We start from the raw sequence: 20,333 nt of genomic DNA on the forward strand, positions 1-20,333 counted from the left end.
CCATGACCGACCGGCGAACCTTCCTGATCGGCGGCGTGGGCGTCCTGTCCACCGCCTTCGCCCCGCGCCTCGCCTATGCCCGCGCCGCCACCGACCGGCGCTTCGTGTTCATCATCCAGCGCGGCGCTGCGGATGGCCTCGCGATGCTGATGCCGACCGGCGATCCCGGCTTCGCACCGTTGCGCGGCGCCTGGGCGGAGGACGCGACGGCGGCGCGCAAGCTGGACGCGATGTTCGCGCTGCATCCGGCGCTGTCGGGCATGGCCGGACTGTACGATGGCGGGGAGGCGCTGTTCGCCCATGCCGTCGCCTCACCCTATCGCGACCGGTCGCATTTCGACGGGCAGAACGTGCTGGAGACCGGCGGCGCGGAGGCCTATGCGGTGCGCGACGGGTGGCTCAATCGGCTGCTGACGCTGCTGCCCCGCGACACCGCACGCGCGATCGCCGTCGCCGCCACGGTGCCGTTGGCGCTGCGGGGCACGCAGGAAGTCGCATCTTACGCCCCGTCGGCACTCCCGGACGCGTCGGGCGACCTGCTGGGGCGGGTGACGCAACTCTATGCCGAAGATCCGCAGCTCCACGGCCTATGGGCGCAAGCCATGCAGACCCGGCAACTGGCGCAGGAGGCGGGCGGCGAGGCCGGTCGCAATGCCGCCGCGACCGGAGCGCTGGCGGCCCGACTGCTCGCCCCGGCGGATGGCGCGCGGATCGCGATGATCGAGACCGGCGGCTGGGATACCCATGCCGGGCAGCGCGGCCGGCTGAACACGCAACTGAAGGCGCTGGATGCGATGGTGGGCGCACTCAAGACCGGTCTAGGCTCCGCCTGGAACCAGACGCTGGTGCTGGTCGCGACCGAATTCGGCCGTACCGCGCGGATCAACGGCACCGGCGGCACCGATCACGGCACTGCCACCGCGACGATGCTGCTGGGCGGCACGGTGATCGGCAAGCGTGTCGTCGCCGATTGGCCGGGTCTGACCAAGCTGTACGAGGATCGCGACCTGACCCCGACCACCGATCTCGACGCGCTGATCGCCGGCGCGGTCGCCGGGCATTTCGGTATCGATCCGGCGCGGACCATGGCCACCCTGTTTCCCGGCAGCACGGGCCGGCGTCCGGTTGCGGGACTGATCCGGGCGTGATCCTTTGCAGGGGCGGCGGTATCGGCTAAGCGGCGCGTTTGGATCAATCGACCGGAACCGCCATGACGCTGTACCCCCGTTTCTTCGCCCATCTCGACCGCGCGCTCGACACGCTCGTCGCCCGTGGCGACCTGCCGGCGGGGTTGGAGCGACGCGCGATCACGGTCGAACCGCCGCGTGACACGACCCATGGCGACCTGTCGACCAACGCCGCGATGGTGCTGGCCAAGCCGGCCAGGACCAATCCGCGCGCGCTGGCCGAGCTGCTGGTCGCCGAGCTTGCCGGCCTTCCCGAAGTCGCTAGCGCCTCGGTCGCCGGCCCCGGCTTTATTAACCTGACGCTCACCGACGACACGTGGCGCGGTGAACTGACCGCGATCGCCGACGCCGGCGACGCCTATGGCCGGTCGCAGGTCGGCGCGGGGCAGGTGGTGAACATCGAATATGTCTCGGCCAACCCGACCGGCCCGATGCACATGGGCCATTGCCGCGGCGCGGTGGTGGGCGATGCGCTCGCAAGCCTGCTGGAATGGAACGGCGCGCGCGTCATCCGCGAATATTATGTCAACGATGCCGGCGGGCAGGTCGCCGTCCTCGCCCGCTCGGCGCACCTGCGCTACCGCGAGGCGCTGGGGGAGACGATCACCATCCCGGAAGGGCTGTACCCCGGGGACTATCTGGTCCCGGTCGGGCAGATGCTCGCGGCCGAATTTGGCGACCGTTACGTCGATGCGCCCGAAGAGGAATGGTTGGCGCTGTTCCGCACCAAGACGGTGGCAGCGATGCTGGAAATGATCCGCGCCGACCTGCAACTGCTCGGCATCCACCACGACGTCTTTTCGTCGGAAGCGGACCTGCAGGCGGCCGGCAAGCCCGAAGCGGCGGAGGCATGGCTGCGCGAACGTGACCTGATCTATGACGGCGTGCTCGAGGCGCCGAAGGGCGAATTGCCCGACGACTGGGAACCGGTCGAACTGCCGCTGTTCCGCTCGACGAAGTTCGGCGACGACCAGGACCGCCCGATCAGGAAGTCGGACGGCAGCTGGACCTATTTCGGCGCCGACCTCGCCTATCATTTCCAGAAGGCGCAGGGCGCCGATCAGCTGATCGACATCTGGGGCGCGGACCATGCCGGCACGGTCAAGCGGATCGTCGCGGCGGTGCAGGCACTGACGGAAGGCAAGACCCGCTTCGACGTGAAGCTGGTGCAGATGGTACGCCTGCTGCGCGGCGGCGAACCGGTCAAGATGTCGAAGCGCGCCGGCAATTTCGTGACACTGGCCGATGTCGTCAACGAAGTCGGCAAGGACGTCGTCCGCTTCACCATGCTGACGCGCAAGGCCGATGCGCAGATGGACTTCGACTTCGCCAAGGTGGTCGAGGCGTCGAAGGACAACCCGGTCTTCTACGTGCAATACGCCCATGCCCGCGTCCATTCGCTCGTCCGCCGCGCGGCGGAGGCGGGCATTGCCGAGGACGCGAACGCCGACCTGTCCCGTCTCGATACGGTCGAGCTGGCGCTGGTGAAGCGCGCGGCGCAGTTCCCGCGTGTCGTCGAAAGCGCGGCGGCGGCGCGCGAACCGCACCGGATCGCCTTCTATCTCTATGATCTGGCGGCGGAGTTCCATGCGGCATGGAATCTGGGCAATGACGATCCGTCCCGTCGGTACCTTCAGGTCGACGACCCTGCGCTGACGCAGGCGCGGCTTTTCCTCGCCCGCGCGATCGGGCAGATTATCCGCAACGGCCTGGCCATCATGGGTGTCGAGGCGGTCGAGGAGATGAAGTGATGGCGGACATGATCGCATCCGGCGATCCCGACCACGAACGCCTGCCCTGGCTGGAAAGCGCGGAGCCGGAGCCGGAACCCGCGCGTCCGATCTGGCGCACGGTGCTGATCGTGCTGATCGGCCTGCTGATGGTCGGCACGATCGCCTTTGCCTTGCTGCGCCATCGAGGCGCGCCGACCGCCAGCGGCACCGGCGACCTGATCGCCGCGCCGGAGGGTCCGTACAAGACCCGCCCGCAGGAAGCCGACGGCATGCGCGTGACCGGCGACAGCGACACCGCGATCGCGACCAGCGAGGGGGCGACTGGGGGCAACGCGTCGGTCAACCTGAACGCCGTTCCCGAAGCACCGATCCAGGGCAAGGCCGCCGCGCCTGCCGCCGGTCCGACCAGCAGCGGCACCGGGCGGGTGGCGACGGCCGTGCCGACCACCACTACGCGGTTGGAAGCGCGTGCGCCAGCGGCGGCCGCGCCGGTCGAAACCGCGCCGGGTGCCGGCGGTTCGGTCGTGCAGCTCGGCTCCTTCCCGAGCGAGGGCGTGGCGAACACCGCGTGGAACCAGCTGTCGCGCCGCTTCGCCTATCTGGCTCCCCTGGGCAAGTCGGTGCAGACGGCGGAGGTGAAGGGCAAGACCGTCTATCGCCTGCGCGTGAATGCGGGCAGCGCGAACCAGGCGTCGGACCTCTGTGGCAAGCTCAAGCTGGCTGGAGAGAATTGCTTCATAGCCCGATGACATACCCCGGTTGTCGCGGTCGGGGACCTGCGGTAGCCGTCACCCTATGAAGCCCGTAATCTTTGGCCTGTCCGGCCCGACGCTGACCGCCGACGAAGCCGCGCTGTTCCGCGCGGCCGATCCGCTCGGCTATATCCTGTTCGGTCGCAACTGCGTCGATCGGGATCAGATGCGCGCCCTGACCGATTCATTGCGCGATCTGTCGGGGCGGGCGGACCTGCCGATCCTGATCGATCAGGAAGGGGGTCGCGTTGCGCGGATGCAGCCGCCGGTGTGGCCCGCCTTTCCCGCCCCCTCGGCCTTCGCCGCGCTGTACGATCGTGCGCCGTCCTCCGCCATCGCGGCGGCGAAGGCCAATGGGCAGGCACTGGGCGTCATGCTGGCGGAGGTCGGGGTGACGGTCGATGCGACGCCGCTGCTCGACGTGGCGCAGTCCGATATGACCGGCGCGATCGGCGACCGCAGCTTCGGTGCGGACCCGATGCAGGTCGCAGCACTTGGCCGCGCGACGCTCGACGGACTGGCCGCGGCCGGAGTGGTCGGCATCGTCAAGCACATGCCGGGCCATGGCCGCGCGACGGTCGACAGCCACCTCGAGCTGCCGCGCGTCTCCGCACCCGCCGATGCGCTCGAACAGGATATCTCGCCGTTTGCGACGCTGTCTTCCGCGCCGATGGCGATGACCGCGCATGTCGTGTTCGAGGCATGGGACGCGGCGCTGCCCGCCACCCTGTCGCCAACGGTCATCCGCGATATCATCCGCGGGCGGATCGGCTTCGACGGGCTGTTGATGACCGACGACATCGACATGAAGGCGTTGAGCGGTGCGCCCGCCGACAAGGCGGCGGACGCCATCGCCGCGGGTTGCGATGTCGTGCTCGACTGCTGGGCGCGCATGGAGGAGATGGCAGCGATCGCGGATCGGCTGGACGATATCGCACCGGTGTCCCGCGCGCGCCTCGACCGTGCGATGGCGGGGATCGGCACTGCCAGCCCGGTTCCGCTCGCCGAACTGGTCGACACGCGCGACCGCCTGCTGGCGCTTGCCTAAGGCGCTTATCGGTTCTTAACCAGGCGGTATTATCCTGCCCGCGCCTGCCGCCTGGGAACCGGAAGATGCTGCCGACCGAGCCTCTGCCCCTGCATCATAGCTGGCCGATCTTCGAACGGGGACTGCGCCTGTCCGAAGGGCTGCTCGACATCGGCTACAGCCCCGGTCTGGCCGGCGACGGCCCATTCTCCTGCGATCTGACGACGAACCGACTGACCTGGTCCGAAGCGACCTTCCTCCTGTTCGGGCTGCCGATCGGCGTACCCCCGAAGCGCGAATGTGTCCTGCCGATGTATCGGCCCGAATCGCGCGCGGCCGTCGAACGGCTGCGCAGCCATGCCATTCGCCACCACCGCGGCTTCACCATCGATGCGGCGGTCGACGCGCCCGGTCAGCCGTTCCGCTGGCTCCGTATCGTTGCCGCCCCCGACATCGAGAACGGCCGAGCCGTCCGGCTGCGCGGCGTGCATCAGGACGTCACGCACGAATATCGGTGACGGATCGCGCGGCGAGCCGGTAGGATCGCGCCATGGACGCCGATGCGCCGGTACTGACGATCGAACTGGACGGGTGGGAAGGGCCGCTCGACCTGCTGCTGGCGCTCGCCCGGACGCAGAAGGTCGATCTGCGCCGGATATCGATCCTTGCGCTGGTCGAGCAATATCTGCGCTGGATCGATCGGGTCACTGCCCTGCGGCTCGAACTGGCGGCCGACTGGCTCGTGATGGCGGCGTGGCTTGCCTATCTGAAATCCGCGTTGCTGCTGCCGCGCGAACCGGAAATGGATCCCGACCCGGAGGAATTGGCGCTGCGCCTGCAACTGCGGCTCGAACGACTCGATGCGATGCGGGAGGCCGGCGCGCGATTGATGGCGCGCGACCGCATCGGCCGCGACGTGTTCCTGCGTGGCGATCCCGAAGGGCTGAACGTCGTGCGCAAGGCGCGGTGGGACGCCGGCCTGTACGATCTGATCGAAGCCTATGGCCGGATCAGCGCCCGGACCCGCCCGGTGCTGCATGTCGTCGCGACGCGACCGGTGATGACGCTGGAGGTTGCGATCGAACGGGTCGAGGCGATGCTCGGCACGCGGATCGACTGGACCTCGATCGCCGCCTTCCTGCCGATCGATGCCGAGGAGCGCTATCGGCGTTCGGCGCTCGCATCGACCTTTTTGGCGACGCTCGAACTTGCGCGGCAGGGGCGGGTGGCGATCCGGCAGGATGCGCCGTTCGGGCCGATCGATATCCGGCGCATCGCATGACCGATCCGTTCGTCCGTGCGGTAGAGGCGGTGCTGTTCGCCAGCGAAGCACCGATGACGGTCGCGATGATCGCCGCCTATGTCGGGGACGGGGATGTCCGTGCCGCGCTCACCACGATCGAGGCGGATCATGCCGGGCGCGGCTTCGGCCTGGTCCGGCGGGGAGAGCATTGGCATTTCGAAACTGCGCCCGACCTAGCCCATTTCCTGCGCCGCGACCGCGACGAGTCGCGCCGCCTGTCGCGCGCCGCGATCGAGACACTGGCGATCATCGCCTATCATGAGCCGGCGACCCGTGCGGACATCGAATCGATCCGCGGCGTGCAGATTTCCAAGGGCACGATCGATGTGTTGCTGGCGGCGGGTTGGGTCCGACCGGCGGGCAGGCGCGAGGTGCCGGGCCGTCCGCTGGCGTACGCAACGACGCAGGCGTTTCTCGACCATTTCGGGCTGAACAGTCGCCGCGACCTGCCGGGGATCGACGATTTGCGCGCGGCGAGTCTGCTCGAACCAATCGACGATGCCTTTGCAAGCGTGCTGGAAAGCGGCGGCGATAGCGACTAAGTGGACGGCAACGATCCGTTTCGCTTGGAGTGTAGACGATGGGTGGTCTTAGCATTTGGCACTGGCTTATCGTCGGCGTCGCGATCCTGCTGCTGTTCGGCAAGGGTCGGTTTTCCGACATGATGGGCGACGTGGCCAAGGGGCTGAAGAGCTTCAAGAAGGGCATGGCCGAGGATGACGATGTGCCGCCGCCCGCGCGTCCGCGCGAACGGCTGGAACAGCGTCCGCTCGATACTGGCTATGATCGTGATCCGGCGCCGCGAGACCCGCTGCACCGCGACCCCGTTCGCGACGACCGCCCACACGGCGACCGCTGACTTCCATTCCCCGGCGGGCCGTGGCGCCCGCCCGACCTTGAGCGCCGATGTTCGATATCGCTCCCACCGAATTGATGGTCGTCGCGCTGGTCGCGCTGGTCGTCATCGGTCCCAAGGATTTGCCGAAGGCCATGCGTATCGTCGGCCTGTGGGTCGGCAAGGCGCGTGGCGTCGCGCGCCAGTTCCGCTCAGGTTTCGACACGATGGTGCGCGAAGCCGAACTGGCGGAAATGGAAAAGAAATGGGCGGAGGAAAACGCCCGGATCATGCGCGAGCATCCCGCCGATCCGCCGGCGGCCGTGCACCCGATCGACGCGCCTTCGCCGCCGCCGCCGGTCCATGATCCCGCTCCGGCATCGCCCGAGGACGATCCGGCTCCGGTGATGGTCGAACGGCCCGAACTGCGTGAAGCACCCGGCGACCATCCGCCCGCCGCTGATGGCAAGGCCCCGTCATGAACGATATCGACGACAGCCAGGCACCCTTGCTCGATCACCTGATCGAATTGCGCCGTCGCCTGCTTTATTCGGTGGTCGCGGTAGCCGCGTGCTTTGCGCTCTGCTTCTATTTTTCGCACCAGATCCTGACGTTCCTGCTCAAGCCCTTGCTGGCGGCGGGGCAGAAGCGCGTGATCTTCACCCAGATTTTCGAGGCGTTCTTCGTCCAGATCAAGGTGGCGTTCTTCGCCGCGATGATGCTGTCCTTTCCGGTGATCGCGAACCAGCTCTGGCAGTTCGTGGCACCGGGCCTGTACCGCAACGAAAAGAAGGCGCTGTTCCCGTTCCTGCTGGCGACGCCGGTGCTGTTCATCGCCGGTGCTGCGCTGGCCTATTACGTCACCATCCCGGTCGCGCTGCATTTCCTGCTCGGATATCAGGGCAATCTGGGCGGCGTCGAGCAGGAGGCGATGCCCTCGATCGAGAATTACCTCTCGTTCGTGATGCAGTTTCTGTTCGCGTTCGGCCTTGCCTTCCTGTTGCCGGTGCTGTTGATGCTGCTGGAGTTGGCCGGCATCGTTACGCGCAAGCAGCTGGTCGGGGCGCGGCGGTACGCGATCGTCGCCGCCTTCGCGATCGCTGCGGTCGCGACGCCGCCGGACATCGGGTCACAGTTCCTGCTCGCTGTACCGCTGATCCTGCTCTACGAACTGGCGCTGATCGCGATCTGGTTCACCGAGAAGCGTCGGGCGAAGCGCGATCCCGCTACGGACGAAGTCAGCGAGGTCGACGACCAGACCATCTGACGCCGGCGTGGCTCTCTGGCGTCCGACACGAAAAAGGGCGGCTCGGACATGGTCCGGGCCGCCCTTGTCGTTCCGGCGTCTCTAGCGCCGGATGCGACTTACTTGCTGTCCTTGGCGGCGCCCGCGACGGCGTTGCCGGCCGACGACACGTCCCTACCGACACCTTCGACGGTGTTGCAGGCGCTGACGGCCAGGGCGCCGGCCACTACGGCAAGGCTCAGAATCTTACGCATATCGATCTCCCGGTTTCGCGAGACTCGCTCGCTCCGGCGAAAGAATGTTTGGCGAAAATATTCGTTCCGGCATGGAAATGGGATGGCCAGCAAAAAGCGACCCGCCGGTTTTGAGGCCGACGGGTCGCTTAGGTGAAACCAGTATATGGACCCGGTGGCACTACCGGGGGGGGGGGGGAGGGTTTGCGCCTACCGGGTCCTTTTAGCGGATAGCGAGAGCGGGGGGCATAAGATCGCTATCCGAGGGTGATAACGGCAGGCCTTATCCTTGGTTCCGGTATTCCGCGTTTTTTTTTGGAAAGCGGCGTCAGCTGGGGAACGCGCCGCACTTCTTGGTCTGCCAGATGCCCTTGCGCCAGCATTTCGGGTTTTCGAACTGGTACAGGCGCACCGGGCGCATATACGGAATCTGCCGCGTGAACTGCTGTTCGCCGTAGGGAACCAGCGAATTGCGCAGCTTGCGCATCCGCAGCTGGGCGAATTCGCCCAGATAGCCGCGCGGCACGAACAGCGCTTCCTGCCCGATCTCGTTCGCGGCCTGGCAGAAGCCGAGCTGCGCCGACACGGTCGAGAAGCTGGAATACACCCGCGTACCGAACTGGTCGAGCGCGGTCTGGCCGGCCTTCAGCGAACCGGTGGTCCGATCGAAATACTTGTCCAGCGCGGCATAGCTGTCCTTCAGCTCGTCGGCATGGTCGAACAGCATCGCGTTGTAGTTGTTCAGCGTCTGCATCGTCGGTTCGAACTGGCATTGCAGCGCCGCGACGTTCAGCGCCGAGCGCATGTTCCACAGCACCGCCGCGCGCAGCTCGGCCGGGGTCGCGCCGGGCAGCACCTGCGTCGTGACGCCCGGTTCCTCCCCGGTGACGCGCGGGCCCTCCAGATCATAGGGCTTGAAAAAAAATTGGGCCGACGCGGGGGATGCCGCGACGGTCAGGGCGGCGGCAGCGGCCAGGACCAGGGTACGCACTACGCTCATCTCTTCCTTTCACGGCGCGGGCTTGGCGCCAGGGCAAGCAGCGATGGTTAAGGCGTTTTTCGTGGCGACCCAAGCCCCAACTTGCATCGGATCGCCACGTTTCGCCGCACAGGGGCGTAACGATCCGGCCGGCCGGGGACGGATAACGAAAAGGGCCGCCCGGTCGCCCGGACGGCCCCTCGCCAGAATAGCCGAAATCGGCTGATTACATGGCGTTGGTCATGCCGGCTTCGTTCGACATCATGGTGTCGTTCGACATCATCATGCTGTCGTTCGACATCATCATGGTGTCGTTGCCCATGGCGCCGTCAACGGCGGTCATGTTGTCCGACATCGTGCCGTCCATCATGTCGGTCGAGTTCAGGTCGGTGATGGTCGCGTTGTCGGCGGTGGTTTCGGTGTTGCCGCCGCAAGCCGACAGCGCCAGCGCCGCGCCGGCGATGATCGAACCGGTCAGGATCTTCGAGAATGCACGCATGGTAAGCTCCCTAAGCTATGGATAGGCGGCGTTTCTTTTGCCGTTAATACCCAATCCGTGCTGGACATTAGTCGAAGGGGTGCTTGCCCTCAAGCCTCTTTCGCAGGGGGGTACAGCCCGTCCAGAAAAGCCGGCAACCCGGCGGCGAGCGCTGCATCGAACATTCCCGGGTCGACCGTCTTTCCAAGCGCCGCTGCGCTGGTCACGGGAAATTCGGCGATCCCACACGGGACGATGCCCCCGAAATGTGACAAATCTGGGGCCAGATTGACCGAAAATCCGTGCAGCGTCGCCCAGCGGCGCACCCGTACGCCGATCGCGCCGATCTTCGCTTCGGTGCCGCCATCGGACGTCCAGATGCCGATGCGATCGGGCACGGCATAGGCATGGATGTCGAAGGTCGCCAGCGCACCGATCACCCACGACTCCACCGCATGGACGAAGCGGCGCACGTCGCGTCCGCGCCGCGTCAGGTCGAGCATCAGGTAACCGATCCGCTGGCCAGGACCGTGATAGGTGTAGCGCCCGCCGCGCCCCGCGGCATGAACGGGAAAGCGCGGGTCGAGCAACTCGGCGGGGTCGGCGCTGGTGCCGGCGGTGTAGAGCGGCGGATGTTCAAGCAGCCAGATCATTTCGGCCGCCATGCCATCGGCGATCGCGGTCGCGCGGGTCTCCATGGTCGCCAGCGCCACGGGGTAGTCGATCTGTCCGGTTTCGGGGCGCCATTCGATCTGCTGCGCGGTCGCGACGGGCGGGACGTGGGGGTCAGGGGCCATTTTCATTCAGGATCAGGATGGGTAGAGCTTCCATCGGATAAAAGGGGAGCAAGTGCAACGATGGCAAAGATCGGGACGATCTGGGACCGCGCCGTGGATTTCGTGCGCGACCATGCCGGCGAACTGATGCCGGTGCTGCTGGTCACGCAATTCGCGGTGCCGGCGCTCAGCGGCAGCCTGAACGGCGTCCGCGCCGATGCGACTGGCGGCATGGCGGCGCTACTGGGAGTTTTGTCGCTGGTGACCGCCGTCGTGTCGCTATGGGGCGCGCTCTATCTGGTCGCGTTCTCGGCGCAGCCCAACGGACAGGAACAGCATCGCGTCGCGCTGTCGCTGGCCCGCACGCGCTTCCTGCCGATGATCGGGGTCAGCATCGTGCTGATGGCGATCCTGGCGGTGCTGGCGATCCCCGGAGTCGTCCTGGCCGTTGCGAGCGGATTCGACTTCACATCGGTGATGAACGGCGTGCCGCCCCAGCCCTCGGAAATCGGCAAGCTCGGCTTCGCGCTGCTGTATTTCTTTGTGCTCGCGTTGTTCCTGCTGTGGGTGTCGGCCCGGTTGCTGCCGATCAACGCCGTGGTCGCGCATGAGCGGCGGGGCGTCGGCGCGATCGGCCGCGCCTTCGCCGTGACGCGCGGCATGACGTTCAAGCTGATCGGCGTGCTGATCCTCTACGGCATCGTCGCCGGCGTCGCGGTGTCGGCGGCGCAGTTCGTGGTCGGCGGCCTGATCGGGCTGTTCACCGCCAACGACGGTGGCCTGTCGCCGGCCATCATCGCCGGGGCGTTTGCCGTGGCAGCGGTCAGCGCGGCGCTGGCGCTGTACCAGAGCGCGTTCGTCGGCAAGCTGTACCGCGAAGTCGTCGGCCAGCAGGACGACGCGGCCGTCTTCGCATGAGGTTGAACGTCGCGGCCGCCTGTCACGACGCGGTACAGATCTGGAAGCGGGACCGCGACGTGATCGCCGCGGTCGGGGGCGTGTTCTTCTTCCTGCCTAATCTGGCGTTGGCGCTGTTCATGCGCGAGTCGAGCGTTACGGTACCGGTCGAGCCGAAGGACGATCAGGCACTGATGGCGTCGATGCAGTCCTTCCTGGTCGACAATGCCCCGTTACTGGCGTTTCAGATGGTTGCGGAACTGGTCGGCGTCGCCGTGCTGCTCGCGCTGCTGCTCGATCCGGCGCGGCCCACCGTCGGCGACGCGCTGCGGATCGTCGCGCGGCGGTTGCCGGTACTGATCGCCGCGACGATGCTACTCAACATCGCGTTGGTGTGCGGCGTGGCGCTGTTCATCGTGCCCGGGCTCTATGTCATCGGTCGCGCGGCGATGGTGATGCCGGTGCTGCTGGCCGAGCCGGAGCGGCGGTTCGGCGATGCGGTCGGGCGGGCGCTCGATCTGACGCGCGGTCGGGTCCTGCAACTGCTGTCGCTCTGGGCGCTGATCCACCTTGGCGCCTATTTCATCCAGTCGGCGCTGCAGAGCATCGCCCGCGCGGCGTCGGCGGGCGGGACCAATCCGTTTACCGCCGGCATCATCGCGATCGCGATCTCGGCAATGTCGATGGCGGCGGCTATCGCCTATACGCTGGTCCGCGCGACGATCTACCGCCGGCTAGCCAGCAAGGGGTAATGCGCGCCGCAATCGTCGGGCAACGCCCCGGCGATTCGCGGGTCGGCGAAGGTTTCGATGGTGCGCTGGTACGGCACGAAGCCCGACCGGCGATAGAAGCCAAGCGCGCCGGGATGGTCGAGCGTGCAGGTATGCACCCATACCCGCCGCACGTCCTTCGCCCACGCCATCGCCAGCGCATGCGCCATCAGCCAGCGGCCATGGCCCTTGCCGGCCAGTTCGGGGATCAGGCCGACATAGGACAGCTCGCATTCGCCCGCCGTGCGAAAGTCGAGTTCGAGCATCCCGATCTCGATCCCCGCGCGGTCGACCACGGCCCAGATGCGGACGGCATCGTCGTGGATGATCGCGGTCAGCCGGTCGTCGTCCATCACCAGCCGCGAAAACCACAGCCACGGCCCGCCGACCCGCCGGAACAGCGCGCGATACCGATCGACGCCCGGCCTTTCCCAGCGCACCAGCCGCAGCGGAGAGGGCGGCAGCGGGGCGGGGCGCGGCCGCTCCAGCATCTCCAGCGAGGTGACGATGGTCGCGACCTCGCCCGGCTTGACCGGTATCAACCCCATGGCGTCAGCTCCAGGTCGCGAGCGGCGGCAGGCTCATCAGGATCGCATCGATATTGCCGCCAGTCTTCAGGCCGAACAGCGTGCCGCGATCATAGACCAGGTTGAACTCGGCATAGCGGCCGCGCCATTCGAGCTGTCGCGCCCGGTCGGCATCGTCATAGGGCATCGCCCTGCGCCGCCGCACCAGCTGCGGATAGATCGACAGGAACGCCTCTCCAACATCCCGGGTGAAGGCGAAATCACCGTCCCAATCATTGCCCAGATGGTCGTAGAAAATGCCACCGACGCCGCGATGGACGCCGCGATGCGGGATGTAGAAATAGTCGTCGGCCCATTGTTTGAATTTGGGGTAATGCGCCGGATCGTGCGCGTCGCACGCCGCCTGCATCGCGGCATGGAAATCCGCGGTGTCCTCCGCATAGGGGATGGGCGGGTTGAGATCGGCTCCGCCGCCGAACCAGCGCTTCGTCGTCACGAGGAAGCGGGTGTTCATGTGCACCGCGGGGACATGCGGATTGGTCATGTGCGCGACGAGGCTGATGCCGGTCGCGAAGAAGCGCGGGTCGTCCGCCGCGCCGTGGATCGACTTGGCGAATTCGCCCTCGAAGGTGCCGCCGACGGTCGAGACGTTCACACCGACCTTTTCGAAGACCTTTCCCTTCATCACGCCCCGCACGCCGCCGCCGCCCGGCGCACCCGACGGATCGACCCGGTCCCATGGGGTATAGGCGAAGGCGGCGTCCGATCCCGCCTCGCGTTCGATCGCTTCGAACGCGGAGCAGATGCGGTCGCGCAGCGATTCGAACCAGGTACGGGCGGATTGTTGCTGGAGATCGAGCGGTTGCATGGCACGCGACTTAGGCCGGAACGCACGCGCTCGCAAAGCCTCTCGTTATGAGCACAGGAAACCGGTGTCAAAAACGGGGTCGACGTCAGCAGGGTTCGCCGGTAGAAGAGGCGCCAATCAGAGCGAGGAATGCCGGTTCGGCCGCCAAAGGCCGCTGATACCGGTTACCATCAGGAGAGAGTGATGTTCGACCGTACCTATTATGCCACCCACCCGGACATGATGGAATGCGTGTCGAACGAGGAGCTGCGCGACCGCTACCTGATCGACGGGCTGTTCCGCGAGGGCGAGTGCGTGCTGAACTACACCCATGCCGACCGGTTCGTGATCGGCGGTGTGGCGGTCGGCGATGCGCCGGTGAAGCTGCCAGCGCAGACCGAGCCGAAATCGGCGGAGGGCCATCCGTTCCTCGAACGCCGTGAGATGGCGGTGGTCAATGTCGGTTCGGCCGAGGGCAGCGTGACCGTCGACGGTGAGGTGTTCATCCTTGGCAACAAGGACTGCGTCTACGTCACCATGGGTGCGGTCGACGTCGAGTTTGCAGGCAAGGGTGCGCGCTTCTACATCGCGTCGTGCCCCGCGCATAAGGGCTTCACCACCCGCAAGCTGGGCATCGCCGATGCCAACGCGCTCGATCGCGGCAGCCTCGAGGAATCGAACGAGCGGACGATCTACCAGCTGGTCATTCCCGGCGTGTGCGATTCGGCGCAGCTGGTGATGGGCCTGACCGTGCTGAAGCCCGGCAGCGTGTGGAACACCATGCCGCCGCACATCCACGAACGCCGCAGCGAGATTTATTTCTACTTCGAACTGCCCACCGACAATGACAAGGTGTTCCATTACATGGGCGAGGGCGAAGCAATGCGCCACATCGTCATGGGGAACGAAGAGGCCGTCATCAGCCCGCCCTGGTCGGTGCATATGGGGTCGGGCACCCGCGCCTATGCCTTCATCTGGGCGATGGCTGGGGAGAACCAGGACTATACCGACATGAAGGTGCTCGACATCTGCCAGTTGGCGTGAGTTGACCCCTGGGGATCCCCGCCTGCGCGGGTATACGCGATGCGAATGAACGGGCGCCGCGCGATAGCCTGCATCCCGCCCGAGCGGGAAACCAAGGAGTTGCCATGAATCCCTTCGATCTTTCGGGCCGGGTCGCGGCCGTCACCGGGGCCAATACCGGTATCGGTCAGGCGATCGCCGTCGCCCTGGCCACCGCCGGTGCCGATGTCGCCCTGATTGGCCGCACGCCCGCCACCGACACAGCCGAACAGGTCCGCGCGCTCGGCCGCCGGGCGGAAATCGTCTCCGCCGACCTGTCGACCATCGCGCCGGTCGATCGGGTCGTGGCGGAGACGCTGGAAAGGCTCGGGCGGCTCGACATCCTGGTCAACAATGCCGGGATCATCCGCCGCGCCGATGCGGTCGACTTTACCGAGGAGGACTGGGACGCCGTGGTCGACACCAACCTCAAATCGGTGTTCTTCCTGTGTCAGGCCGCCGGGCGCCACATGATCGCGCAAGGGCAGGGGCGCATCATCAATATCGCGTCGATGCTGACCTTTCAGGGCGGGGTGCGCGTACCGAGCTATACCGCGTCCAAATCGGGTATCGGTGGCCTCACCAAACTGCTGGCGAACGAATGGGCGAAGCACGGCGTCACGGTGAACGCTATCGCGCCGGGCTATATCGCGACCAACAACACCGCTGCGTTGCAGGCGGACCCTGCGCGCAATGCCGCGATCCTTGACCGTATTCCGGCGGGACGCTGGGGGAACCCAGGCGATCTGGGCGGGGCGGCGGTGTTCCTGGCGTCCGATGCCGCGGCCTATGTGCAGGGGCATATCCTTGCGGTCGATGGCGGGTGGCTGGCGCGATGATCCTGTGTTTCGGCGAATTGCTGCTGCGGCTGACCGCGCCGGGCCGCGAATTGTTGATGCAGACCGGGCGGTTCGACGTCCATGTCGGCGGGGCGGAGGCCAATGTCGCGGTCGGGCTCGCCAGTTTGGGCCATGCGAGCGCGATGGTCAGCGCGGTGCCCGACAATCCGTTGGGGCGCGGTGCCATTGCCGCCGTCCGCGCGCAGGGCGTCGATTGTTCGCGCGTCGTAACCCGCGAGGGGCGGATGGGGCTGTATTTCCTCAGCCCCGGCGCGGGCCTCAGGGCGTCCGACATCGTCTATGACCGTGCCGGATCGAGCTTTGCCACGACCCCGGCGGCGGCCTGGGACTGGGACGCACTGCTGGCGGGCTGCACGCGGCTGCACTTGTCGGGCATCACGCCGGCGCTGGGTCACGAAACCGCGCACGCCGCCATCGCCGCCGCCGAAGCGGCCCGGGCGCGCGGGCTGACCGTCTCGTTCGACGGCAATTACCGCGCCCGGCTGTGGGAGGCGTGGGACAGCGACCCGCGCGCTGTGCTGACCCGGTTGGTGTCGATGGCGGACCTGCTGTTCGGAAACCATCGCGACGTCTCGCTGCTGCTGGGTAAGCAATTTTCGGGCGATGGTGAGGACCGGCGGCGCGAAGCGGCCGAGGCGGCGTTCGCGGCCTTTCCGAACCTCCGCCACATCGCCTCGACCGCGCGGCATGTCGACGATGCCGACCGGCACCGGCTGTCGGCGCGGATCGATATGCCGACGGGCGCGGTACAGATCGGGGAGGTCGCGATCTCCGGCATCGTCGACCGGATCGGCGGCGGCGACGCCTTTGCCAGCGGCGTGCTGCACGCCCTGATGTCGGGCCGGGACGAAGCGACCGCCGCCGAATGGGGGCTGGCGGTCGCCGCGCTCAAACATTCGCTGCCGGGCGATTTCAACCTGTTCCGTCAGGCAGATATCGATGATTTCCTGTCCGGCGGACTGGACGTTCGACGCTGATCCGAGCATAGCGGGCCGGGGGAACGGCCGGTGGGGCGCCACGTTCTGCCATGGATGCGAGGCGACGTGGAACAGGGGCGTGACACGAGCGGGCAGGCGGCGAGCGACGACCGCCGTATCGCGCTGGAAATCGCCGGCGCGGATGGCGGGACCGATCCGTTCGTCGCGGCGGTGCGGGCGACCCGCATGCCGATGCTCATCACCGATCCGCGGCTGCCCGACAATCCGGTGGTTTTCGTCAACGACGCCTTCTGCCGCCTGACGGGTTATGCTCGCGCGGAGATTATCGGGCGGAATTGTCGTTTCCTGCAGGGTGACGACAGCGACCCCGCGACGGTCGCGCAGATCCGCGCGGCGGTGGCGGCGGTGCGGTCGATCGAGATCGACATCCGCAACTATCGCAAGGACGGCACGCCGTTCTGGAACCGCCTGTTGCTGGCTCCGGTGCACGATGCCGATGGCCGCCTCGCCTATTTCTTTGCCAGCCAGCTCGACGTTACGCTCGAACGCGAACGGATGGAGGGGCTCGAATCGAGCAACGCCGCGCTGCTGGCCGAACTCGCCGGCCGCTTTCGCGAGCAGGAGGAGCGCGAGCGCGAGATGCTGTTCGCGCTGGAGGCCGGGCGCTTCGGCACCTGGTCGTTCGACCGCGCGACGCGCCAGCTGACGATGTCGGCAATCTGCCGGACCAATTTCGGCTTCGACGCCGATTATCCGCCCTCGACGGCGGAGGTGTCGGCGATCCTACATCCCGATGATCGGGCGGCGGCGGTAGCGGCGATCGAGGCGAGCTTTGCCGGCGAACCGCTGGAGATCGAGGTCCGCATCCGTCCCGGCGATGGCGAGGTGCGCTGGATCGCCAGCCGGGGGCAGCCGACGCTGGATGCCGATGGCGAGGTCGTGCGGCTGACCGGCGTGTCGATCGACGTCACCGTTTACAAGCGGCTGGAGCGGATGCGCGCGGCGATGGCCGAACTGAATGACGCGCTGCGCCTGCTCGACGATCCGGTCGACATGGGCGTCACCGCGGCGCGGATCATCGGCGAGGCGCTGGGCGTCGACCGGGTCGGCTATGGGCTGGTCGATCGGGCGGCGGAGACGATCACGATCGAGCGCGACTGGAACGCGCCGGGCGTGCGCAGCTTGGCGGGGGTGCTGAACTTCCGCGATTATGGCAGTTACATCGACGATCTGAAGCGCGGCGAGACGGCGATCGTCGAGGATGCCCGGCTGGACCCGCGCACGGCCGACACGGCGGCGCAGCTGGAGTCGATCAACGCCCGCGCCTTCATCAACATGCCCCTGACCGAACTGGGCGGGCTGGTCGCGCTGATCTACACCAACCATGGCGAACCGCGGACGTGGCGCGATGACGAGATCGCCTTCGTCCGCGAGGTCGCCGAACGCACCCGCGCGGCCACGGAACGCCGCCGCGCCGAGCGCGAGCTGGCGGCGCTGGCCGAATCGCTGGAGGAACAGGTCGTCGACCGGACCAAGGCACTGGTCACCGCGCAGGACGCGCTGCGCCAGAGCCAGAAGATGGAGGCGATCGGCCAGTTGACCGGCGGCGTGGCGCACGATTTCAACAACCTGCTGACCATCGTCCGTTCGTCCGTCGACCTGCTGCGCCAGCCCACGCTCACCGACGAACGGCGGGAGCGCTATCTGGCGGCGATCAGCGATACGGTGGACCGCGCAGCGAAGCTGACCGGGCAGTTGCTGGCCTTTGCCCGCCGCTCGGCGCTGCAACCGGCGGTCTTCGACGTCAACGAAGCGGTCGCCAATCTGGGCGATATCGTCCGGACCCTTGCCGGCTCACGGATCGAGGTGACGATCCGGCCGTGTGATGCGGACGTGTTCGTCGATGCCGATCCGAACCAGTTCGACACCGCCATCGTCAATTTCGCCGCCAATGCCCGCGACGCGATGCAGGGGGAGGGGTGCCTGACCCTGTCCGTCGACCGGGTGGATGGTATTCCGGCCGGGCCGGGCGCGCCGGCGCTGCCCGGCCAGTTCGTCGTGATCACGGTCGGCGATACCGGCAGCGGCATCGACGACGAAACGCTGACCCGCATCTTCGAACCCTTCTTCACGACGAAGGAACTGGGGAAGGGGACGGGACTGGGGCTGAGCCAGGTGTTCGGCTTTGCCAAGCAGTCGGGCGGCGAGGTTCGTGCCCGCAGCGTGCCCGGACATACCGAATTCGCGCTCTATCTCCCGCAGGTCCTCTCGCCCGAGCGAAGCGATGCGCCGGCGCGCGAGGTGCCGGTGTCGCTGGCAGGCAACGGCCTGCGCGTGCTGGTGGTCGAGGATAATGTCGCGGTCGGCACCACCACGACCCAGGCACTGGAAGCGCAGGGGTTCGTGCCGGAGCATGTCGTCGACGGACAGGCGGCGCTGGCGGTGCTCGGCGAGCGGCCGGACGGGTTCGATATCGTGTTTTCCGACGTGATGATGCCGGGCATCGACGGCGTCGAACTGGCTGCGCGGCTGCGCGAACGCCATCCCGGCCTGCCGGTGCTGCTGACCAGCGGCTATAGCGACGTCATCGTCCGGCACGGCACGATGGGGTTCGACCTGCTGCACAAGCCCTATACGATCGGCCAGTTGATCGCCGCGCTGCGCCGGGTCGCGGGGCGTTGACCCCCTCCGCCGCCGCGCCCGCGCGCGGCTTCGTCCCGCTCTACACGCTGGCCTATTGCGGGCTGTTCGTCGCGTTCATGCCGTTCGTGTCGATCCTGTTGCAGGTGAAGGTCGTCGCGATCGATCCAGCGAACCGCGTCGCGCTGCTGGGCTGGGCGGTACTGGGCGGGGCGGTCGTCGCCAGTGTCGCGAACATTGCCGCCGGCTGGTTGAGCGACTGGCATTGGCGTCGAACCCGTAGCCGCCGCCTGCCGATCGCTGCCGGTTTGTTGCTGCTGGCGCTGGCGTTCGCGGCGATCCACCGGGCCGTCGACCGGACAACGTTGCTGGTCGCCATCGGCTTCTGGCAGGTTGCGCTGAACCTCATGTTCGCGCCGATGGTCGCGGTGATGGCCGACGAAGTGCCCGATGCGCAGAAGGGGCGGGTATCGGGCCTGCTCGGCATATCGCACCCGATCGGCGTATTGTCCGCCGCCGCCGTCACCGTGCCGCTATTCCCGACCGAAGGCACCCGCTTCGCCGCCAATGTCGCGCTGGCCGCGCTGCTGATCGTGCCGTTCCTGCTATTCGCGCGCGAACGCGGGGCGGGGGGCGGCGGCGCGCCGATCGGGGCCGAGACGGCGGCGGTCGTGCGCGGTGACCTGATCCGGGCGTGGATCGCGCGGCTGGCGATGCAGGTCGCGGGCAACGGCCTGACCGCCTATGCCTTTTTCCACTTCGCCGACCGGTGGCGCGGCAGCGGCGACGCGGCGGGGCCGGTAGCGCAGGCGATGGCGATCGTCACCGCCGTGGTCGTGGTCGCGACGATCGTCGCCGGGCGCTGGTCGGATCGGATCGGTGGCCGCAAGCCGTTCCTGGGCGGCGCGACGCTGCTGGTGATCGCGGGACTGGTCGGCATGGCGGTGGCGCCCGGCTTTATCGGCGCGGTCGTCGGCTATGGCATTGCGCAGACCGGACTGTCGGTGTTCCTGGCACTGCATTCGGCACTGGCGATGCAGATGCTGCCGTCGCCCGAGACACGCGGGCGCGACCTGGCGGTGCTCAACCTCACCAATACCTTGCCCGCCTGCGTCCCGCCGCTGCTGGCCGCGCTGGTGCCTGCCGGGGCGGGGCTGGGCGCGGTATTCGTGGTGCTGACGTTGGTGGCCGGGCTGGGTGGTGGTACGGCGCTGGCGATCCGTTCGGAGCGCTGACCGCCTTC

At 67.4% G+C, this 20,333-nt stretch carries 23 protein-coding genes; 17 read left to right on the top strand and 6 right to left on the bottom strand.

The features are described from left to right. Positions 1–2: 2 nt before the first annotated feature. From PPZ50_RS08850 to tatC, 10 genes are all read left to right on the top strand, one after another. The gene (locus PPZ50_RS08850; RefSeq protein WP_066687018.1) at positions 3–1,148 is read left to right on the top strand and encodes a DUF1501 domain-containing protein; all 1,146 of its coding nucleotides are present in this window, start codon (positions 3–5) and stop codon (positions 1,146–1,148) included. A 62-nt stretch (positions 1,149–1,210) separates the two neighbouring features. Beyond that, positions 1,211–2,938: an arginine--tRNA ligase gene (argS, locus tag PPZ50_RS08855; protein ID WP_066687020.1), complete on the top strand. Its 1,728-nt coding sequence runs from the start codon at positions 1,211–1,213 to the stop codon at positions 2,936–2,938. An 8-nt stretch (positions 2,939–2,946) separates the two neighbouring features. Continuing rightward, positions 2,947–3,669 (top strand): SPOR domain-containing protein, encoded by a 723-nt coding sequence (locus PPZ50_RS08860; RefSeq protein WP_126012353.1) that lies wholly within the window; start codon positions 2,947–2,949, stop codon positions 3,667–3,669. A gap of 46 nt (positions 3,670–3,715) precedes the next feature. Next, entirely contained in the window at positions 3,716–4,720 is a 1,005-nt protein-coding gene (nagZ, locus tag PPZ50_RS08865; RefSeq protein ID WP_066687023.1) for a beta-N-acetylhexosaminidase, read from the top strand. A 65-nt stretch (positions 4,721–4,785) separates the two neighbouring features. Continuing rightward, on the top strand, positions 4,786–5,217 hold the full coding sequence (locus PPZ50_RS08870) for a hypothetical protein (protein ID WP_066687026.1): 432 nt from the start codon (positions 4,786–4,788) through the stop codon (positions 5,215–5,217). A gap of 32 nt (positions 5,218–5,249) precedes the next feature. After that, entirely contained in the window at positions 5,250–5,981 is a 732-nt protein-coding gene (locus PPZ50_RS08875) for a segregation and condensation protein A (protein WP_066687029.1), read from the top strand. Then, on the top strand, positions 5,978–6,544 hold the full coding sequence (gene scpB / locus PPZ50_RS08880) for an SMC-Scp complex subunit ScpB (RefSeq protein WP_066687032.1): 567 nt from the start codon (positions 5,978–5,980) through the stop codon (positions 6,542–6,544). The genes PPZ50_RS08875 and scpB overlap by 4 nt, the downstream gene beginning before the upstream one ends. A gap of 38 nt (positions 6,545–6,582) precedes the next feature. Then, positions 6,583–6,861 carry a twin-arginine translocase TatA/TatE family subunit gene (locus PPZ50_RS08885; RefSeq protein WP_066687035.1) on the top strand — a complete coding sequence of 93 codons (279 nt, stop codon included), beginning with the start codon at positions 6,583–6,585 and terminating at the stop codon, positions 6,859–6,861. A gap of 47 nt (positions 6,862–6,908) precedes the next feature. Next, entirely contained in the window at positions 6,909–7,319 is a 411-nt protein-coding gene (gene tatB, locus PPZ50_RS08890; RefSeq protein WP_066687039.1) for a Sec-independent protein translocase protein TatB, read from the top strand. Next, positions 7,316–8,104, top strand: coding sequence for a twin-arginine translocase subunit TatC (tatC, locus tag PPZ50_RS08895; RefSeq protein ID WP_066687042.1), 789 nt, complete (start codon positions 7,316–7,318; stop codon positions 8,102–8,104). Before tatB ends, tatC begins: the two co-directional genes overlap by 4 nt. Before the next feature lie 98 nt (positions 8,105–8,202). On the opposite strand, the gene PPZ50_RS08900 is transcribed toward tatC, so the two are convergent. The 4 genes from PPZ50_RS08900 to lipB all read right to left on the bottom strand — a co-directional run bounded on the left by PPZ50_RS08900 (position 8,203) and on the right by lipB (position 10,570). Further along, a complete protein-coding gene (locus PPZ50_RS08900) occupies positions 8,203–8,337 on the bottom strand; it encodes an entericidin A/B family lipoprotein (RefSeq protein ID WP_066687046.1) in 135 nt (44 codons plus the stop codon). Positions 8,338–8,644: 307 nt separating this feature from the next. Continuing rightward, a complete protein-coding gene (locus PPZ50_RS08905) occupies positions 8,645–9,316 on the bottom strand; it encodes a hypothetical protein (RefSeq protein WP_066687050.1) in 672 nt (223 codons plus the stop codon). A gap of 205 nt (positions 9,317–9,521) precedes the next feature. After that, on the bottom strand, positions 9,522–9,794 hold the full coding sequence (locus PPZ50_RS08910) for a hypothetical protein (protein ID WP_066687061.1): 273 nt from the start codon (positions 9,792–9,794) through the stop codon (positions 9,522–9,524). An 89-nt stretch (positions 9,795–9,883) separates the two neighbouring features. Continuing rightward, the gene (gene lipB, locus PPZ50_RS08915; protein WP_066687065.1) at positions 9,884–10,570 is read right to left on the bottom strand and encodes a lipoyl(octanoyl) transferase LipB; all 687 of its coding nucleotides are present in this window, start codon (positions 10,568–10,570) and stop codon (positions 9,884–9,886) included. Between the two features lie 60 nt (positions 10,571–10,630). Between lipB and PPZ50_RS08920 the strand changes: the two genes are divergently transcribed. Together PPZ50_RS08920 and PPZ50_RS08925 are read left to right on the top strand one after the other, a co-directional pair. Further along, positions 10,631–11,467 carry a hypothetical protein gene (locus PPZ50_RS08920; protein ID WP_066687068.1) on the top strand — a complete coding sequence of 279 codons (837 nt, stop codon included), beginning with the start codon at positions 10,631–10,633 and terminating at the stop codon, positions 11,465–11,467. Beyond that, positions 11,464–12,198: a hypothetical protein gene (locus tag PPZ50_RS08925; RefSeq protein ID WP_126012312.1), complete on the top strand. Its 735-nt coding sequence runs from the start codon at positions 11,464–11,466 to the stop codon at positions 12,196–12,198. The genes PPZ50_RS08920 and PPZ50_RS08925 overlap by 4 nt, the downstream gene beginning before the upstream one ends. On the opposite strand, the gene PPZ50_RS08930 is transcribed toward PPZ50_RS08925, so the two are convergent. Both PPZ50_RS08930 and hemF read right to left on the bottom strand, forming a co-directional pair. Next, positions 12,171–12,764, bottom strand: coding sequence for a GNAT family N-acetyltransferase (locus PPZ50_RS08930; RefSeq protein ID WP_066687074.1), 594 nt, complete (start codon positions 12,762–12,764; stop codon positions 12,171–12,173). The two genes, PPZ50_RS08925 and PPZ50_RS08930, sit on opposite strands and share 28 nt — an antisense overlap. Positions 12,765–12,768: 4 nt before the next feature. Continuing rightward, a complete protein-coding gene (gene hemF, locus PPZ50_RS08935; RefSeq protein WP_066687077.1) occupies positions 12,769–13,611 on the bottom strand; it encodes an oxygen-dependent coproporphyrinogen oxidase in 843 nt (280 codons plus the stop codon). A gap of 183 nt (positions 13,612–13,794) precedes the next feature. Between hemF and kduI the strand changes: the two genes are divergently transcribed. From kduI to PPZ50_RS08960, 5 genes are all read left to right on the top strand, one after another. Then, entirely contained in the window at positions 13,795–14,634 is an 840-nt protein-coding gene (gene kduI / locus PPZ50_RS08940; protein ID WP_066687080.1) for a 5-dehydro-4-deoxy-D-glucuronate isomerase, read from the top strand. A gap of 104 nt (positions 14,635–14,738) precedes the next feature. Next, positions 14,739–15,491 carry a 2-dehydro-3-deoxy-D-gluconate 5-dehydrogenase KduD gene (gene kduD, locus PPZ50_RS08945; RefSeq protein WP_066687083.1) on the top strand — a complete coding sequence of 251 codons (753 nt, stop codon included), beginning with the start codon at positions 14,739–14,741 and terminating at the stop codon, positions 15,489–15,491. Next, positions 15,488–16,489 (top strand): sugar kinase, encoded by a 1,002-nt coding sequence (locus tag PPZ50_RS08950; protein ID WP_066687087.1) that lies wholly within the window; start codon positions 15,488–15,490, stop codon positions 16,487–16,489. The genes kduD and PPZ50_RS08950 overlap by 4 nt, the downstream gene beginning before the upstream one ends. Before the next feature lie 66 nt (positions 16,490–16,555). Then, complete coding sequence (locus tag PPZ50_RS08955; RefSeq protein WP_241215397.1) at positions 16,556–19,132, top strand: PAS domain-containing protein; 2,577 nt, start codon at positions 16,556–16,558, stop codon at positions 19,130–19,132. Then, positions 19,129–20,325 carry an MFS transporter gene (locus tag PPZ50_RS08960; protein ID WP_126012308.1) on the top strand — a complete coding sequence of 399 codons (1,197 nt, stop codon included), beginning with the start codon at positions 19,129–19,131 and terminating at the stop codon, positions 20,323–20,325. The genes PPZ50_RS08955 and PPZ50_RS08960 overlap by 4 nt, the downstream gene beginning before the upstream one ends. The last annotated feature ends 8 nt before the right edge of the window (positions 20,326–20,333 follow it).

It is taken from the genome of Sphingomonas hankookensis (genome assembly GCF_028551275.1).
Lineage (GTDB): Bacteria > Pseudomonadota > Alphaproteobacteria > Sphingomonadales > Sphingomonadaceae > Sphingomonas > Sphingomonas hankookensis_A.

Excerpts from the sequence above, each read along its gene's own strand:
- PPZ50_RS08850 (WP_066687018.1), top strand. The coding sequence starts at position 3 with ATGACCGACCGGCGAACCTTCCTGATCGGCGGCGTGGGCGTCCTGTCC.
- argS (WP_066687020.1), top strand. The coding sequence starts at position 1,211 with ATGACGCTGTACCCCCGTTTCTTCGCCCATCTCGACCGCGCGCTCGAC.
- PPZ50_RS08860 (WP_126012353.1), top strand. The coding sequence starts at position 2,947 with ATGATCGCATCCGGCGATCCCGACCACGAACGCCTGCCCTGGCTGGAA.
- nagZ (WP_066687023.1), top strand. The coding sequence starts at position 3,716 with ATGAAGCCCGTAATCTTTGGCCTGTCCGGCCCGACGCTGACCGCCGAC.
- PPZ50_RS08870 (WP_066687026.1), top strand. The coding sequence starts at position 4,786 with ATGCTGCCGACCGAGCCTCTGCCCCTGCATCATAGCTGGCCGATCTTC.
- PPZ50_RS08875 (WP_066687029.1), top strand. The coding sequence starts at position 5,250 with ATGGACGCCGATGCGCCGGTACTGACGATCGAACTGGACGGGTGGGAA.
- scpB (WP_066687032.1), top strand. The coding sequence starts at position 5,978 with ATGACCGATCCGTTCGTCCGTGCGGTAGAGGCGGTGCTGTTCGCCAGC.
- PPZ50_RS08885 (WP_066687035.1), top strand. The coding sequence starts at position 6,583 with ATGGGTGGTCTTAGCATTTGGCACTGGCTTATCGTCGGCGTCGCGATC.
- tatB (WP_066687039.1), top strand. The coding sequence starts at position 6,909 with ATGTTCGATATCGCTCCCACCGAATTGATGGTCGTCGCGCTGGTCGCG.
- tatC (WP_066687042.1), top strand. The coding sequence starts at position 7,316 with ATGAACGATATCGACGACAGCCAGGCACCCTTGCTCGATCACCTGATC.
- PPZ50_RS08900 (WP_066687046.1), bottom strand. The coding sequence starts at position 8,337 with ATGCGTAAGATTCTGAGCCTTGCCGTAGTGGCCGGCGCCCTGGCCGTC.
- PPZ50_RS08905 (WP_066687050.1), bottom strand. The coding sequence starts at position 9,316 with ATGAGCGTAGTGCGTACCCTGGTCCTGGCCGCTGCCGCCGCCCTGACC.
- PPZ50_RS08910 (WP_066687061.1), bottom strand. The coding sequence starts at position 9,794 with ATGCGTGCATTCTCGAAGATCCTGACCGGTTCGATCATCGCCGGCGCG.
- lipB (WP_066687065.1), bottom strand. The coding sequence starts at position 10,570 with ATGGCCCCTGACCCCCACGTCCCGCCCGTCGCGACCGCGCAGCAGATC.
- PPZ50_RS08920 (WP_066687068.1), top strand. The coding sequence starts at position 10,631 with ATGGCAAAGATCGGGACGATCTGGGACCGCGCCGTGGATTTCGTGCGC.
- PPZ50_RS08925 (WP_126012312.1), top strand. The coding sequence starts at position 11,464 with ATGAGGTTGAACGTCGCGGCCGCCTGTCACGACGCGGTACAGATCTGG.
- PPZ50_RS08930 (WP_066687074.1), bottom strand. The coding sequence starts at position 12,764 with ATGGGGTTGATACCGGTCAAGCCGGGCGAGGTCGCGACCATCGTCACC.
- hemF (WP_066687077.1), bottom strand. The coding sequence starts at position 13,611 with ATGCAACCGCTCGATCTCCAGCAACAATCCGCCCGTACCTGGTTCGAA.
- kduI (WP_066687080.1), top strand. The coding sequence starts at position 13,795 with ATGTTCGACCGTACCTATTATGCCACCCACCCGGACATGATGGAATGC.
- kduD (WP_066687083.1), top strand. The coding sequence starts at position 14,739 with ATGAATCCCTTCGATCTTTCGGGCCGGGTCGCGGCCGTCACCGGGGCC.
- PPZ50_RS08950 (WP_066687087.1), top strand. The coding sequence starts at position 15,488 with ATGATCCTGTGTTTCGGCGAATTGCTGCTGCGGCTGACCGCGCCGGGC.